The organism is Nocardia gipuzkoensis, from assembly GCF_021183645.1.
Classification (GTDB): Bacteria; Actinomycetota; Actinomycetes; order Mycobacteriales; family Mycobacteriaceae; genus Nocardia; species Nocardia abscessus.
The window spans coordinates 7,010,206-7,024,744 of the sequence record NZ_CP089225.1; the positions used below are offsets into that span (position 1 = coordinate 7,010,206).

General features: G+C 65.0%; 15 protein-coding genes. 9 read left to right on the forward strand and 6 right to left on the reverse strand.

Going from position 1 to position 14,539, the window contains the following annotated elements; genetic code table 11:
• Positions 1-4: 4 nt before the first annotated feature.
• The 4 genes from LTT66_RS32005 (at position 5) to LTT66_RS32020 (ending at position 4,648) form a co-directional block, all read left to right on the forward strand.
• Positions 5-1,795, forward strand: a complete 1,791-nt coding sequence (locus LTT66_RS32005) for an HEXXH motif domain-containing protein (RefSeq protein WP_233062253.1) — start codon at positions 5-7, stop codon at positions 1,793-1,795.
• Complete coding sequence (locus LTT66_RS32010; RefSeq protein ID WP_233062254.1) at positions 1,788-3,065, forward strand: MFS transporter; 1,278 nt, start codon at positions 1,788-1,790, stop codon at positions 3,063-3,065. The genes LTT66_RS32005 and LTT66_RS32010 overlap by 8 nt, the downstream gene beginning before the upstream one ends.
• A gap of 87 nt (positions 3,066-3,152) precedes the next feature.
• Entirely contained in the window at positions 3,153-3,308 is a 156-nt protein-coding gene (locus LTT66_RS32015; RefSeq protein ID WP_233062255.1) for a hypothetical protein, read from the forward strand.
• Between the two features lie 29 nt (positions 3,309-3,337).
• On the forward strand, positions 3,338-4,648 hold the full coding sequence (locus tag LTT66_RS32020; protein ID WP_233062256.1) for an FxsB family cyclophane-forming radical SAM/SPASM peptide maturase: 1,311 nt from the start codon (positions 3,338-3,340) through the stop codon (positions 4,646-4,648).
• 110 nt (positions 4,649-4,758) lie between these two features.
• Here the strand turns inward: LTT66_RS32020 and LTT66_RS32025 are convergent, their stop codons facing one another.
• Together LTT66_RS32025 and LTT66_RS32030 are read right to left on the reverse strand one after the other, a co-directional pair.
• On the reverse strand, positions 4,759-4,944 hold the full coding sequence (locus tag LTT66_RS32025; protein ID WP_233062257.1) for a hypothetical protein: 186 nt from the start codon (positions 4,942-4,944) through the stop codon (positions 4,759-4,761).
• Between the two features lie 16 nt (positions 4,945-4,960).
• The gene (locus tag LTT66_RS32030; protein ID WP_233062258.1) at positions 4,961-5,176 is read right to left on the reverse strand and encodes a hypothetical protein; all 216 of its coding nucleotides are present in this window, start codon (positions 5,174-5,176) and stop codon (positions 4,961-4,963) included.
• Here LTT66_RS32030 and LTT66_RS32035 point away from each other — a divergent pair.
• The 3 genes from LTT66_RS32035 to LTT66_RS32045 all read left to right on the forward strand — a co-directional run bounded on the left by LTT66_RS32035 (position 5,169) and on the right by LTT66_RS32045 (position 6,782).
• A complete protein-coding gene (locus tag LTT66_RS32035) occupies positions 5,169-5,954 on the forward strand; it encodes a N,N-dimethylformamidase beta subunit family domain-containing protein (protein ID WP_233062259.1) in 786 nt (261 codons plus the stop codon). The two genes, LTT66_RS32030 and LTT66_RS32035, sit on opposite strands and share 8 nt — an antisense overlap.
• Positions 5,955-6,230: 276 nt before the next feature.
• Positions 6,231-6,500, forward strand: coding sequence for a hypothetical protein (locus LTT66_RS32040; protein ID WP_233062260.1), 270 nt, complete (start codon positions 6,231-6,233; stop codon positions 6,498-6,500).
• A gap of 132 nt (positions 6,501-6,632) precedes the next feature.
• Entirely contained in the window at positions 6,633-6,782 is a 150-nt protein-coding gene (locus LTT66_RS32045) for a hypothetical protein (protein WP_233062261.1), read from the forward strand.
• Between the two features lie 844 nt (positions 6,783-7,626).
• Here the strand turns inward: LTT66_RS32045 and LTT66_RS32050 are convergent.
• Both LTT66_RS32050 and LTT66_RS32055 read right to left on the reverse strand, forming a co-directional pair.
• Complete coding sequence (locus tag LTT66_RS32050; protein ID WP_233062262.1) at positions 7,627-8,283, reverse strand: response regulator; 657 nt, start codon at positions 8,281-8,283, stop codon at positions 7,627-7,629.
• Positions 8,284-8,496: 213 nt separating this feature from the next.
• A complete protein-coding gene (locus tag LTT66_RS32055) occupies positions 8,497-9,024 on the reverse strand; it encodes a flavodoxin family protein (protein ID WP_233062263.1) in 528 nt (175 codons plus the stop codon).
• A gap of 300 nt (positions 9,025-9,324) precedes the next feature.
• Between LTT66_RS32055 and LTT66_RS32060 the strand changes: the two genes are divergently transcribed.
• Both LTT66_RS32060 and LTT66_RS32065 read left to right on the forward strand, forming a co-directional pair.
• Positions 9,325-10,059, forward strand: coding sequence for a sigma 54 modulation/S30EA ribosomal C-terminal domain-containing protein (locus LTT66_RS32060; protein ID WP_233062264.1), 735 nt, complete (start codon positions 9,325-9,327; stop codon positions 10,057-10,059).
• A complete protein-coding gene (locus LTT66_RS32065) occupies positions 10,053-10,532 on the forward strand; it encodes a pyridoxamine 5'-phosphate oxidase family protein (protein ID WP_233069468.1) in 480 nt (159 codons plus the stop codon). Before LTT66_RS32060 ends, LTT66_RS32065 begins: the two co-directional genes overlap by 7 nt.
• Before the next feature lie 200 nt (positions 10,533-10,732).
• Here LTT66_RS32065 and LTT66_RS32070 read toward each other — a convergent pair whose 3' ends face one another.
• Together LTT66_RS32070 and ppsA are read right to left on the reverse strand one after the other, a co-directional pair.
• Complete coding sequence (locus LTT66_RS32070; RefSeq protein WP_233062265.1) at positions 10,733-11,173, reverse strand: PHD finger domain-containing protein; 441 nt, start codon at positions 11,171-11,173, stop codon at positions 10,733-10,735.
• A 606-nt stretch (positions 11,174-11,779) separates the two neighbouring features.
• A complete protein-coding gene (gene ppsA / locus LTT66_RS32075) occupies positions 11,780-14,059 on the reverse strand; it encodes a phosphoenolpyruvate synthase (RefSeq protein ID WP_233062266.1) in 2,280 nt (759 codons plus the stop codon).
• Between the last annotated feature and the right edge of the window lie 480 nt (positions 14,060-14,539).

Here is a 14,539-nt window from a genome sequence, read left to right on the forward strand (position 1 = left end):
CGAAGTGGCTGTAGCAGCCGATCGGATCGATGACGTCATCATTGATCCCAGCTCCGGCATCAGCACCGCGGGCAATCTTTCGGCGCTGATCGACGGAATGTCGACCGCGCGTGTGATCCTGCTTCGTACCCTTATCGCAGAGGTCACCACGGCGACACCCGAAATGGCAGGTAAAGCCGGACTTCTCGACGCGTACCGGGTCCTGGCGGATTTACAGAAATCCCACCAGGGCGAGGTGGCTGCCGCATTTTCCTATCCGCATACCGGGATCTGGCTGAGCCGGGTCCTCCGTCGAATCCGGGCGATCACCGATGATGCCACAGTTCCGCTGTGGGCGGACTGCGGATATCTGGGCTGGCTCGCCGCGGCGGTCGGCATCAGATGTCGGCCGGAGGGCTCGATGAAACTGGTGGTGCGCAACGGCGCCGTGATGCTGCCTGGGATCGGCATGGCACTACTCGGCGCCCCGGATCATTTCGGACACTGCGTACTGCGCTGGTCTGGCAACGGTTCGCTGCACTTCACCGGGGAAACCGCCGTTGTTCGGGTCCCGTCTGTGCAGCACGACTCCGCGCCGGAATGGCTGCCGCTGCGCCGGGTATGGGGAGCCGGTCAGACCTTCGAGGTAGTCCTGGACGACCTCGACCCCTTCCGTGAGCTATCGGCAGCCCGCCGGGAGGCGCCGCGGCTCAGCACGGCACAGGTTGAGCAGTGGCAAGCGGACTTCTCGGCGTCCTGGGAGCTGCTACACCACAGTTTCGACCGGTATCTGGCGCCGATCCGGGAATGCCTGAAGATGCTCGTCCCACTCAGTGCCGAGCCACTCGTGGCCAGCATGAGCCACACCGCATATGACGGAGTCGGTTGCGTGTACACGACCGCACCAGCCGATCCGTGCCAACTGGCGCTCACACTGATTCACGAAATCCAGCATACGAAGTTCACCCTGCTCACCGATCATGTCCTCCTGCTGACCGAGCCCAATCCCCCCTTTCGCTGCTACGCGCCTTGGCGTGACGACCCACGACCGATCTTCGGGCTGCTGCACGGGATCTACGCGTTCGCCGGCGTCACGGATTTCTGGCGAGTGCACCGCCATGCAAGCTGCCACTGGTCCACGCGCTCGCACGTCGACTTCGAACTCGGACGCATGCAGCTGGAAACCGCGATGGCACAGGTGGTCACGTCAGGACTGCTCACCACCGAAGGGGAACACTTCTTCGACGCGCTCGCCGCCGTCATCCGGTCATGGGCCGACGAAGACATTCCAGCGGAAGTCGGTCTCGCTGTATCCGAGGCGACGATCGCGCATCGGACCTTCTGGCAGGTGCGAAACCGGCGGCCGTCCGCGGACGATATCGCCGAGCTCGCGGCGCGGTGGGCCTCGGGGCGTCCCAGCCCTCGGAGCCTACCTCCCGCGACCTGGACCGATCAGGACCATATTCCCGATCGCTATCGTCGCCTTCGTCTTTCGGCTCAGCTGAAGTCGCTCGACAGTGCCGACTTCGCGGAGCTGTCGAGCCCGGACCAGCCCGAAGGCGACCGCCTGTACCTGGCGGGTGATGTGTCGGCTGCCTGCACTCGGTACTCCCGAGAGCTGCGACAAGATCCACGTCGGCCGCAGCTGTGGGCCGGGCTGGCACTGGCGCTTCCCAAATTGTTCCCGGACAGCGACTTCGAGATCCTCACCAGGCGTGCCGAGATAGCGGCATACCTCTATCAGGCGGTAGATCGAGATACCGACGTCGTGGATCTGGTGCGATGGCTGTCGAATCCCAGATCCTCCGATGAATAACTCACAACTGACCGGCAATCGGAGCTTCTTTCTGCTCTGGACCGGCAATGCGTTGTCACTGGTCGGATTTCACGGAGCCCGAATCGCCTACCCGCTGCTCATCCTGGCCACGACGGATTCGCTCGCCGCGGCAGGATGGGTCGGCTTCGCCCTCGGTGCGCCGAATCTGATCTTTCCGATTCTGTCCGGGATAATCGCGGACCGATTCGAGCGACTGCGCATCCTGATGATCTGCCAGGTTGTCGGACTGCTGGCCGCCTGCGTGGTAGCCACCGCGGTGCTGGCCGAGGCGCGGCATCTCGCTGCGCTGGTCCTCGCGGCGGCATTCGTCGAGGGTGCGGTAAATGTCTTTGCCGAGGCGTGTGAGCTCGGTGCGATATCGGATGTGGTGTCCCTGGAGCAGCGCCCCCTGGCCTTCGCATTTCTCGAGGCCGAACAACCCATTGCCCTGCTCCTCGGACGGGCCGCAGGCGGGGCGATCTTCGGTCTGGCGCGCTGGCTTCCATTCATCGTCGACGCCGCCACGTATCTGTACTGCCTCATCGCCTTGGCGCTGATTCGCCCGAACCGGACCCGCCGAGATCCCGTCGCGCCGGCACCTCGACCTCGGTCGCACGACCTCGGCGCCGGCATCCGTGTCGTGTGGCGAGAGCCGTTGCTGCGAGTAACGACCGCGGCGCTCGGCATGTCCAATCTGATCATCCAGATCGTCCTGCTGCTGATTCTGTTCGAGTTACAGACGACCGGACACGCGGCGTGGACCGCCGGTGTCGTGCTTTCATCGGCAGGCATCGGAGGCATCCTGGGTGCGGCCTGCTCCCACTGGTTCACTGCTCGATGGTCGGCGCGATGGATCTACCGCGCCGGACTGTGGGGGTGGACAGGGCTGCTTTTGCCGATCGCCTCGAGCGACAACCCGATTGTCCTCGCGGTGTGTTGGGGTGGAGTCGGTGCAGTCGGTGTCGTATCCAATATCGCGTTGACCTTGTACCGGACGGCGGTCATTCCCGAGCACATGCTCGGCCGCGCGCTCGCTGCGATGGGTCTGGTCAGCAGCGGTGCGGTCGCGCTGGGTGCGCTCGCGGCGGGGTATCTGCTGGCCATGTTCGGGTCCAGTGTGGTCGGGTGGCTGACCCTGACGGCAATGCTCATCCTCGCGATCGGCGCCGGCTACGAACCCGGACGGGCGGAAACCCCGCTGGTAGCGGCGTCGAAACAGGTTCCGGAAATCCGATGGGGTTCCGGTTCGGTTTCCCACGAGCATGAATAGGAGACTATGCAGAAATCTGTACTGAAAAATTCTTGATGTGACTTGATCGTCTTAGGTCCGCAGCAACATAAATCGAAGGAGTTCGTGATGTTCAATCTTTCGGAAATCACCGATGTCGAGGCCGGGCGGCTTGTAGAAAATGCCAGCCCAGCTCTGCGTTCCGCGCTGGAACGTCAGTTGACACCTGCCCGCGACGGCCACCGCGAGGGCAGCTTCAAGTCGTTCATCAGCGGCTCCAAGTAGTCCGAACGTTTTGGGAGCGGTCACGGGCGGTGGAGCCGGCGGCCGGACCACCCGTGGCCGTTCCCCCAATCGAGAGAACACACAGCATGAAACCGACGTCAGTGTCATTGGGCCTGCCTGTGGTGCGGAAGACTTGGCCGGAAAGCGGAGTGGATGTCGCCGCGCTGCTCAGCAAAGGCTGGGAACCCCTTCCGTTCCTTGATTACATCATCAAGCTGCACAGTCGATGCAACCTGGCTTGCGACTACTGCTATCTCTACGAGATGGCCGACCAGAGTTGGCGTGACCAGCCGATGACGATGAGTCACGAAGTCTTCGACGACACCTGTCAAATGATCGCCGATCATGCCAGGCGGTTCGAAATCCCGGCAATGAGCCTGAACTTCTTCGGCGGCGAACCGCTTTTGGTCGGCCACCGTAACTTCGAGTACTTCGCATCCCGCGCCCGAGCGATCCTGGATCCGATCACCACAGTCCGAATCGTCTTGCAGACCAATGGCGTGCTGCTCGACGACGAGTTCTTACGTATCTGCGACGAGTGGGACATCTGTGTGACCGTCAGTCTCGACGGAGATGAGCAAAGCCATGATCGGCACCGCCGGGATCGACGCGGCGACGGGACCTACGCGAGGGTCACGGCCGGGCTGGAGAAGCTGATGGCGGGGGATCGGAGCCACCTGTTCGCGGGTCTGCTCTGCGTGATCGACCTGGCGAACGATCCACTGCAGACCTACAAAGGCATGCTCGGCTTCCAGCCGCCTGCGGTCAATTTCGAGATACCACACGGCAATTGGACGGCACCTCCGCCCGGCTCCTTCGGCGATCCCGACAGCACCCCCTACGCGGACTGGCTGATCACGATTTTCGACCACTGGTACGGCGCACCGCAGTTGCAGACTCGAATCAGGATGTTCGAGAACATCATCGACCTGCTCCTGGGCGGGACGGCGAGATCGGAAGTGTTCGGGCTGGAACCGATCCAGATCGCCGTAATCGAAACCGACGGGACCGTGGAACAGATCGACGATCTGAAGTCGGCTTTCGCGGGAGCCACCAAACTGAATACGACCGGTCGCGGCAATCCGCTCGATCAAGCGATGGTGCACCCAGCCATCGTGGCCCGCCAGATCGGGGTGGACGCACTGAGCGACACCTGCCGGAGCTGTCCGATCCACACCGTGTGTGGCGGCGGACATTACGTCACCCGATATCAGGAAGGCGAAGGATTCCGCAACCCCTCGGTGTACTGCGCGGACCTCACCAAACTGATCCGGCACATCGAATCCCGAATCCGGGCAGACGCTGCCGCAGCGGTCGGGAGGGCGGGAACTCGACCCTGACCAGCACCGCGAGCAAGGTCCGCGCGTGCGCGTCAGCGACGGACTGATCTGAGGCGCCGCGCTCATCATGCGCGGCCAGGCGCGTGGCGGCGCGGTCGTCGAGCGGCATCTCATCGACGCTGAGCGCGAGAAGTCCGCAGGCGTGCGAACATCGCCAAGATGACCGTGCGCTGGTCAGGGTCGCGATCGAGATTGCCCAGGTCGAATCCGGTCGTGTTGCAGACCGTCGCCGCCAGCAGCCCCAGTTCGTGGGCGCGAGCGGCGAGGAGACCGTTGAGGCGCAGTGACGGTGTCACCGGCGGGTAGTCCAGGTCATTGTGCAGCGCGGTACCGACCCACCGCGCGGTGGCGGTGGCTGACCACCGCGTGTGGCAGCTTCATCAGGCCGGCCAGTTCACGCAACCGTTGGTGATTCTGTTCGGGGTCGACATCGGCGGGGATGACGCTGAGCAGTCGATCACGCTGCTGTGGAGTCACGCCGGGCAGATATACGTCGGTGAGCGCGGTTCGCAGGTTCGACGTGATCACCGACCTCGACGTGCACACCGGTGGCGTCGACGCACTCGCGAGTCACACCGTCGTTCTGACGGGATCGCACCCCGAGTACCACTCCGGTCGTATCCTCGACGCACTCGAGCAGTTCCGCGACACCGGCGGCCGGATCGGATACCTCGGCGGCAACGGTTTCTACTGGGTGACGGGCGTTCTCGATGATGAGGCGCCGGTAATCGAGATCCGCCGCGGTCACGTCGGCATCCGGACGTGGGCCTCCGAACCCGGGGAGACCGACGTGGTCAGCAGTTGGGAGCCCGGTGGGTTGTGGCGGTTCCGGGGGCGCGCGCCGCAGCGACTCGTGGGTGTCGGCATGGCTGCTCAGGGCGGTGACTCCCGCCTGTATCGGATCCACGACGATGCCCGGGCGGCCGCACCGTGGTTCTTCGAGGGGATCGCCGGGTCGGTGATCGGGGACACCGGGTTCATCGATGGCAATGCCGCCGGTGACAAGCTCGACCGCGTCGACGCCGACTTGGGCACTCCGCCGGGAACCGTCGTCTTGGCCTCCTCCGGTAATCACCCGGAAGGAATCCAGCGCGCGGCGGAGGAGTTGCTGCAGCTGTTCCACGGCTCCGCAAGCGGACCGAACGATCCGGACGTGCGCGCTGACATGGTGTGGTTCGAGACGCCCGGTGGCGGCGCCGTGTTCTCCGCCGGATCCATCTCGTACCTGTCGTCGATCATGGCCGACGACGGTGACAACTCCTCCTCCCGGGCCCTTCGCAATGTCCTCAACCGGTTCCTCGCTTGAACCGTCGACTCCACGGACGTGGCATACGCAATGGCTAGTAATCCAGCATCACTTCGTGATGTAATCGGTGTCGCTGCTGGTAGTGGGCTTGTTTCGCCTGGTGCTGGTGTCGTCTGCGCCAGGTCGACCAGTGCAGTGCTGTAGTGAGGTTCGGGATCGGATCGTCAGGTGTGCCAGGAGACGTCTGATCTCACCGAGTGTGAGTGAAATGAGGCCGTTGCCAATGCTTTAGGGAAACAGCGGCCGTCACGGCGAAGTAAGTGCTGCTACGTCAGCGTGCCCAGTTGGCCCGACCAACTCGCCCGCTACCGCGCTCATCCCGAGGAAGCCTTCAAACATCTGGTCGACGAATACTGCGCGCTGGCGCTCAACCACCGCAGCGGGCTGTTCGGGCCGGGGAAATCGTTGCACGACAGACTCAGAGCGGACGGCGCGTACGAGGTCCACGCCCTGGCCGAGGCGGCGATGGACGCGTGCGAGTGGGCCGTATATCGGGTGCGGCGCTGCTACAGCGCCCGCGCGAAGCTTGGCGCGCGGTCGAGGTAACCCACCGCGCCGACCGCGCCGGAGCTGAGCGGTTCGTCCTCGATCTCGCCGATAGCCTGGGCATCGCTGTGCGGACCGCACGGTGAACACGCCCGCCTCTGGCTGACCACCGAGACCGAGAACTATCCGCGATTGGAGGAGTTCTTCGTCGCGGCCCCGAACACGATCAACCCGAAGAAACGTTCAGGGTTCGTAACCCGTTGGGGCGGGCACGCCGACCAACGATTGCTGGCACTCGAACACGCCGCCCTGCACGACGCGCACTCCGCTGTCGCCGCCTGAACACCGGTTCCACAGCCTGTCACCAGTTTCGCAGCCACGGCGCCGGGCCGCATCCGGTCACACCGCCCCGATCATCGCGGCGCGCGGCTCGGTGGTGTCGTGCCGAGGGCTCTTTCCCTCTCGCTCTGGATGCGGTCCAGGCGCCTCACGGCCGACGTGGGTTGCCCCACGCAGAAAGGACGCTTGTGTTCCCGATCAGGAATATGTTTACCGCCGAGGAGATCGAATCCCTGGTGTGCAAGGCCGCGCAGCTGTGGGCTGCTACCGGTGACCCCACGACGTCCTCAGCGCGCATCAGAAGGATCTGCTGGCACGTCCACATGAGCCGCTCACCGACGACCGCGACGACACCGCTGTGAGTGGTGCGCCCGAGACCGCCTTCGTCATCGCCCACTACGGTCCGGCCCCGTTCGTCCTCGACGAACCCGCGTTCAGGTGCTGGCTCGCGGTGGACGCGGACCGGGTCGAGGGCCTCATCCCGGGCAGCCACGACGCCCAGCCCGCCAGCGACCTGGTCGCGTTGTTCGACGCCGCGCGCGAGGCCGATGTCCTCACCGAGGACATCGTGCTCTTCGGCACGACCTCGGGGCTTGCGCCGGCGTGGAGCCGGTCACCGGGGGCGGCAGGTCTGTCGTGCTCGACGCCGTTTCTGGGTGGGTCCTCCGGTGGCGGGCGAGTAAGGCGGTGGCGATGCGGTCACAGCCGCGGCCAGCACCACCATCCTGACGGGTGCGTCCAGGGCCGGGGTGCAGGCTTGGGCGATCAGCGTCGTCCCGGCGGCCGTGGTTCGCCTAGGCTCCGATGACCCTTGCGAGGCGCCCCTGCCGGTAGTGCTTCATGCCGGTTACGGCCGAGGCTGTCGAACTTGCCCTTCTGGCTGTTTCAGCCTGGAGGCGAGTACCGCTGCTTGAGTGCGGCGTTCGACGCCGAGTTTGGTGAGCAGTCTCGAGACGTAGTTCTTGACGGTCTTTTCTGCCAGGAACATTCGGCCGGCGATCTGCCGGTTGGTCAATCCTTCTGCGAGTAACGCGAGAAGGGTGTGTTCCTGGACGGTGAGGCCGGCGAGCGGGCTGGTCTCTGCTTCGGCACGGAGCTTGGCCGTGAGCGCGGCGGCCGCACGATTGTCCAGCAGCGATCGACCGTCTCCGACGACACGGATGGCATCGATGAGCTCGAGGCTCTTGATGTCTTTGACGACGTACCCGCTCGCACCGGCCAGGATGGCATCGAGCTTGGCCTGTTCGTCGGTAAAGGAGGTGAGGATCAGGCAGCGCAGGCCCGGATCTGCCGCGAGCAGTTCACGGCACAGTTCGATGCCGTTGCCGTCGGGCAACCGCACGTCCAGCACGGCAACGTCGGGGCAGAGCGCGGGAATGCGGGCCAATGCTTGCGAGTAGCTGCCCGCTTCACCGACGACATCCAGATCGGGCTCGAGGTCGACGAGGTCCGCAACACCACGGCGGACGATCTCGTGGTCGTCGACCAGGAATACCTTGATCATGGACAACCCCTTCATGTGGTCACCCACAGATTACGGAGTCCCCGGCCGGCGCACCTGTGATGTTGGAACCTCAGATTGGGGACCGAGGTCCCTTGACAGAGTTCGCGGCGCGTCCGCGAATCCGCCGGGTAGGGACGGCCTCCGCTATAGGTCTGAACGGTGGTGACTGTGCGACTCCGGCATCAGGCTCGCGGCAATGCGACCTATTCGGTATCAGGGGCGGGACGCGACTCGTTGCAGTTCAGCGGCCGCCAGCCGTTCCGCCCACGTGCGAGCTCGTTCGAGCTCGCCGCCGACGAGGGGGCCGGTGACATCGGTGACAAGGAAATCCATCGGATCGGTGGCCAGCTCGTAGCCCGCTCGGCGCAGCCGTCTCGCCACGCCGCGCGCGGCTGACCCGGGCAGCCAGGAGGGAGTGGCAGCTTTGGTGCCGAACGCCGCAGCCCTGCTGCCCGTTGGGGCGGCGAATGCCGCGTCGAGCCATTCCCTGACACCGATATCGACCGCGACCGGTGCTGTGGTCCGCTTGGCGGCGTCGCGCCGGGTACGTTGTCTGCTCAGGCCGAAGGCGTGGGTGGGCGCACCGACGATCAGCAGATCCACCTGCGGCGCCGCCGCATCGGCAGCAGTAGCGACGTCCAGTACCTCCACCGTGCCGTATCCATCGAGGCCCTGGGCGATGGCCCTGGCGACGGCGGCAGTGTTGCCGAACATTGATTCATAGACGACCCGGGCGAGCATCTCGATCTCCTCTGCGCTTATATCTGCACGGTGGTGCCGCCGCCGACGTTACGGATGGGGCCGGCAGCCACGGCAGTGCTGAAGCGACTCTTACCGAGGGACTTTCGACCGTGTGCCGCACGAATGCGTCGGTTGAACGGGATTCGGGGATATGTGTCCCCCGTGTCATGGACTTTTGGCCCTACGTGCCGATCGGTTGCCTTGGTGGCATGAGAACTCAGGTTTGTTCACCCGAGAAAGTGAGGCCGGTCCGTGTCAGTGATCGAGCGGCTATCGCCCCCGGTGGATCCGGTGATAGCGATGGAGACGCGTGGGAAGGCGTTGGATTGCGAAACGGCTCGGTTGTCGCGCGTGCTGGCCAGGGTGCTGCGCCGCCACCACATCACCACAACGGCTCGAGTTCGTCTGTCCGTGCCAGGCGCAGACGAGCTGGCTCTCGTGCAGGCCAACGTCCGGTTTCTCGATGCGCTGGCCCGGGTCCAGATCAGCGGCCCGCGCGGGTTCGTCGCCAGTTTCGCAGGTGAGCGACTCGATCGGCAGTTGGCCCGGCTGGCCGGGCGAGGAGAACCGCGGTGCTGGCCCGACCCCGCTCGCCCGCCGCTCGGGCGGGTGTCGCACGAGCGGCCGATCGTGCGGCGCAAGGTATGCGACCCCATCGTCACCAACCCGGCCGAGGCCGCGAGGATCATGGACGCGATGGACTACGACGCTCATCTGTTCGTGGACGACCGCACCGGCGAGGACGCCATCGTGTTCTGGGCAGGTCCGTCCGGCGTACGGCTGGCCCGGCAACATCAGATGTTGCCTCGAGTGCCGACATCAGCAGCGACATTCACCGTGCATCCGCGACCAGCACCGCACCTGACCGATCAGGAAGCCGCCGCTCGGCTCTGCCGATACGGCCTCCCGTTTCTGTTCTACACCGATCCTCGCGGCCGCCGTGGGCGGCTGGTGTACCGCAGGTACGACGGGGATCTGGCGGTTGTGATACCTGCAGGGTCCGAATCACGCGGTGCGGCGAAAGGGCTATCGTGATCGAACAGGAGACCAAAGGCGACGGGTCACGTGATGTCGTGGATCTCGGCCGCGCCGAGGCGCTACGGCTGTTGGCGTCCACTCCGCTCGGCCGAGTCGTCTACACGCGCAACGCATTGCCTGCGATACGTCCGGTGAATCACCTGGTCGACGGCGGGCTGATCGTGATACGTACTCGTCTGACCTCCCGGCTGGCGGGCGCCGTGCGCGGCAACTCCCCGGTGGTCGTCACATACGCCGCCGACGACATCGACCCCATCCGACGCGTCGGATGGTCGGTCTCGGTGACGGGGCTGGCGCATACGGTGACCGATGTGGAGCGCATCGCGCGATACGAGCAGTTGCTTCGGCCGTGGGTCGAAGGGGTGATGGACAGCGTCATCACAATCGAGCCCGATATCGTCTCCGGTATCAGACTCATCGAAAAACGATTCACCGCGCTCGACGTCCCTTCGTCTGAGCGCACCGCGTGAACCAGGCCAAGGCAGGACTCGGGCACGGAGATTGGTGGACATCGTAACGGCGTGCGGCTGTGTCGCAGCGGGATCTATTTCTCGCGTAACCACCGTCTGGCTTTGTTCATTTTCTGCGACGGCAGTTGTCCATGAACTTCGACAGCGTTCGGCCGCAGTAGGGGCCTGACTTGTTCGCGAATATCGACGGCGCTGGGGCTCTAGTTCTTGGTATCCGTCAGGACTTCCAGGACGACGGGTTCGGCGAAGTGTCCGGTGGCATCGATGGCTAGCAGTGTGTTGGTGACTGCGTCCTCGAAGGCGGTCCGCTGGCCGCCGAGCAGGCGGCGAAGTGGCAGGGATGTCGAGTAGAGACACCCGATGGCCTGTTCGATGGTCCATGGCCGTAGGAATTCGTAGACCTGCCGATTCACGTGTCGGAAGGGCGAGTCGGCCAGTACCTGCTCATGCGTTTGGCGTGCATCGGCTGTGGGTGTCGGCCCGTGCTGTCGGTCCGGTGGAAGGAATCGGCGTTGGAGGTCGTCGATGGTGTGCTGCCATGTCGTGGTCGGCCGCCCCAGGCAGCTGTCGTTGGCGATGACCCGGCTGCCATCGTCATCGACCATCTCGTTGAGGGCAGTGAGGACTTGTGCGCGGTCCATCCAATGGAACGATCGGCCCATGGTGACCAGCCTGAAGTGACCGAGGTCGACGTGTCGGTCGCTCGGCAACTGGAGGTCGGATTGTTGGCTCGTTCTGTTGCCGGTGGCGGCCAGAGCGGCAACCCTTTCTTGATCCATTCGCATTTGGCGAGGGTGTGCATTATGACGGCGTCGATGTGCGGGTTGGCGTCGAAGTCGAAGGCCCGCAGCGACTTCTCGCGGGGGAATCCCGTGCGAGGGTGTGCAGAGTGCCGTGACACCGGAGGATCCAGACTCAGCGGGCATGGCCCGAGGAACGCGCTACGGCGACGTCGTCACCGCTCATCACCGCCACCCACCAGGAACTCAGCGGACTAGGATCAGGCCAGACCACTGGGCCGTGGGTGTCTTCGAACTCGCGTCGTACCTGTGGTCTTTCGTTCATCGTTTTCTCCGGAGGTGAGTGATTCGGGGCCGGCTCCGCCAGCGTCCGGTTTGCGACGGCGTCCCGCTCCGCCTTCGGTTCCGGCGTGACCCATGCGGGTGACTATTGATCCGACTGCTCGCACCCTTTCGAGACCCACCAACGGCGTGGGATCAGTGATCGGGAGTGTGGCGGGCTGTGTGTCAGCGGTCGGCGAGGGCGTGCTCGAGGATCAGTCGGCGTTCAGCGGCGGCGACAGCGCGCCGAGCGGCAGGAGCTGCGTCGGGTGTGACCGAGATGGAGGTGATACCCGATCGGACGAGGTGTTCGGCGAACTCCGGATGGTTGGAGGGGGCTTGGCCGCATAAAGACGAGGTGATGCCGAGGCGGCGGGCGGTGCCGATGATGCGGGTGATGGCGTCCAATACGGCGGGGTCGGATTCGTCGAAGAGTTCCGCGCAGTGTTCGGAGTCGCGGTCGACACCGAGCATCAGCTGGGTGAGATCGTTGCTGCCGATGGAGACGCCGTCGATGCCGAGGCCGACGTATTCGGGAAGCCAATGGACAACCGACGGTACCTCGGCCATCACCCACCGGTGCAGGCCGCGTTGCCGACCCAGCGGGCTGCCATCGATGATATGCAGACAGGCCTCCAGCTCCCAGCGGGTACGCACGAACGGAATCATCAAATGCAGATTCGGGGTTCGTTCGCGTACGCGGGCCAGAGCGGTCAGCTCGAGGGCGAAGACCTCGGGTTCGCGGACATAGCGGTAGCAGCCACGGTAGCCGATCATCGGATTGTGTTCCACCGGCTCGTATTCGGCGCCTCCGACAAGGGCGCGGAACTCGTTGCTGCGCAGGTCGGTCGCACGGTAGATCACCGGGCGTGGCGCGAAGGCGCTGGTGATGCGCAGCAGGGAGTCTGTCATCTTCTCGATGAAGCGGTTCTCCTCGCCGCGCGCGATCAGATCGCGCGGATGTCTGCCATCCAGCGCCTGGGTCAGGAGGGTTTCCGCGCGCAGCAGGCCCACGCCGTCGACATCTGTTTTCGCGACGCGCTCGGCGGCCTCGGGAATGGCGAGATTGACGTAGACATGAGTCCCGGTCGGTACGTTCGCGTCGACGGTTCGCGCAGCGGCGGGAAGCCGAATCGCGGGTGCTTCCGGACCTCCCGCGCGGACTTCGCCCGTCGATCCGTCAACGGTGACGACAGCGCCGTCGGTGAGTGCGGTAGTCGCGGTGCGTGCACCGACCACGCAGGGTACGCCGAGTTCGCGGGCAACTATTGCGGCATGGCAGGTCATGCCGCCGCTGTCGGTGACGACGGCGGCGGCCCGAGTGATGGTGGGCAGCCAGTCCGGGTTGGTCATGGGAGCCACCAGGATCTCACCGTCGCGCAGAGTGTGCCCTTCAGTGGGGGAGGAGAGGACACGCACCGCCCCGGTCGCCAGGCCGGGCGCGGCGGCCAGGCCGCGCACCAGCACCGCCTGCGGCCTGGTGACCGCCGCGGGCTGATCGGCGGGCTGATCGGCCAGCACGGTGATCGGGCGGGCTTGCACCAGCCATAGATTCTCGTCGTCGAAGGTCCATTCGACGTCCTGGGGTTTGCCGCCGTGGTGTTGTTGTACGGCCAGCGCGAGCCGGGCCACCGCCGTCGCCTGCTTCTCGTCGAGCACCGCAGTTCCGGCAGCGTCGGCGGGTAGTGCGACTTTCCGGTCGCCGTCCGGGCCGGCCACGATCGCGAAACCTTGTTTACCCGTGTGTGTTTCCAGCAGTGTGGGGCCGGCGGCGTCGAACAGGTAGGTGTCGGGCTCGGTGCTGCCGGACACGACCACCTCTCCTTGGCCACGCGCGGCGTCGATCACGATCCGATCTCGGCGCCCGGTCGCGGGGTCGGCGGTGAACGCGACACCCGCGCTTCGGGAGGTGACCATGCGCTGGACCACGACGGCCATCACTGGATGGCCGTGCATGCCGCGCCGTGCGCGATAAGTCACCACTCGAGGTGTGAACAGCGACGCCCAGCAGTCGATGATGGTCTCGAGCAGTTTCTCGTCACCGTGCACATTGGTGCGGGAGATATTCATGCCGGCGAACGACGAGGTGGCGCTGTCCTCTCCGATCGCGGAGGAGCGTACGGCCACCGGCACTTGGTCGCCGAGTGCGTGATAGGCGTTCAGGATCGCGGCGCGGACCCCGTTGTCCAGCCGGGCTTCATGGACCAGGCTGCGCATCCGATCGCACAATTCGGTCACCCGCGTGTTGTCGGCGGCCGCATGAAGCGCCTGGTCGTGTAGCCGATCCAACTGCGGACCGTTGGGGCCGGCGGCTATCACCTGCTCATAGCAGGCACGCAGGATCACGAATCCCGGGGGGACCGGGAGCTTCGCCGCCACCAGTTCGCCCAGGTTCGCGCCCTTGCCGCCGGCGCGGTCCGCATCCGCCAGACGCAATTCCTCGAATCCCGCCACGTAGTCGCCCATAGGTCGGCTCCCATTCCTTTTCCCAATTCGAGCGTCTTCGTCTCAGGGTCGTTCGCCTCCGGCGCCGGCCGCTACGGCCGAAGTGCCCGCCCTGGTCCGTCATTGGTCCCCTGACGCGAGACCGGCTTCGATGTCGTGTCGCGGCTGGAGCGAACGCGACTACTACGATTTTTTGGTCGAAATGTAGGTGGATACGATCACCATCACCGCGAACGCGATGGCGATGATGACGGCGGCGGTAGGCCAGTCCATGACGGCTCCTCTATAGGATGAGTGGTACATCCACTTTCGGTTGTTCGCCAGGACAGGTGTAGGGGAATAAGTCCTGTAACTATGGCTTCAGGCCCCTGCCCTTGTGCCGGAATCGATGACTACCATCGAACGCTGGGATGGGTACAGCGCTCGACTCCGCTACCTGGGGACACCAGAGCGCCGGGCCGAGCGCGGACGGGTGACTCCCCGGGGAGTCTGCGTATGCGG

Coding starts and splice junctions, on each gene's coding strand:
- LTT66_RS32010 (WP_233062254.1), top strand. CDS start 1,788: ATGAATAACTCACAACTGACCGGCAATCGGAGCTTCTTTCTGCTCTGG.
- LTT66_RS32015 (WP_233062255.1), top strand. CDS start 3,153: ATGTTCAATCTTTCGGAAATCACCGATGTCGAGGCCGGGCGGCTTGTA.
- LTT66_RS32050 (WP_233062262.1), bottom strand. CDS start 8,283: ATGATCAAGGTATTCCTGGTCGACGACCACGAGATCGTCCGCCGTGGT.
- LTT66_RS32060 (WP_233062264.1), top strand. CDS start 9,325: ATGGAGACGCGTGGGAAGGCGTTGGATTGCGAAACGGCTCGGTTGTCG.
- ppsA (WP_233062266.1), bottom strand. CDS start 14,059: ATGGGCGACTACGTGGCGGGATTCGAGGAATTGCGTCTGGCGGATGCG.
- LTT66_RS32070 (WP_233062265.1), bottom strand. CDS start 11,173: ATGGACCGCGCACAAGTCCTCACTGCCCTCAACGAGATGGTCGATGAC.
- LTT66_RS32055 (WP_233062263.1), bottom strand. CDS start 9,024: ATGCTCGCCCGGGTCGTCTATGAATCAATGTTCGGCAACACTGCCGCC.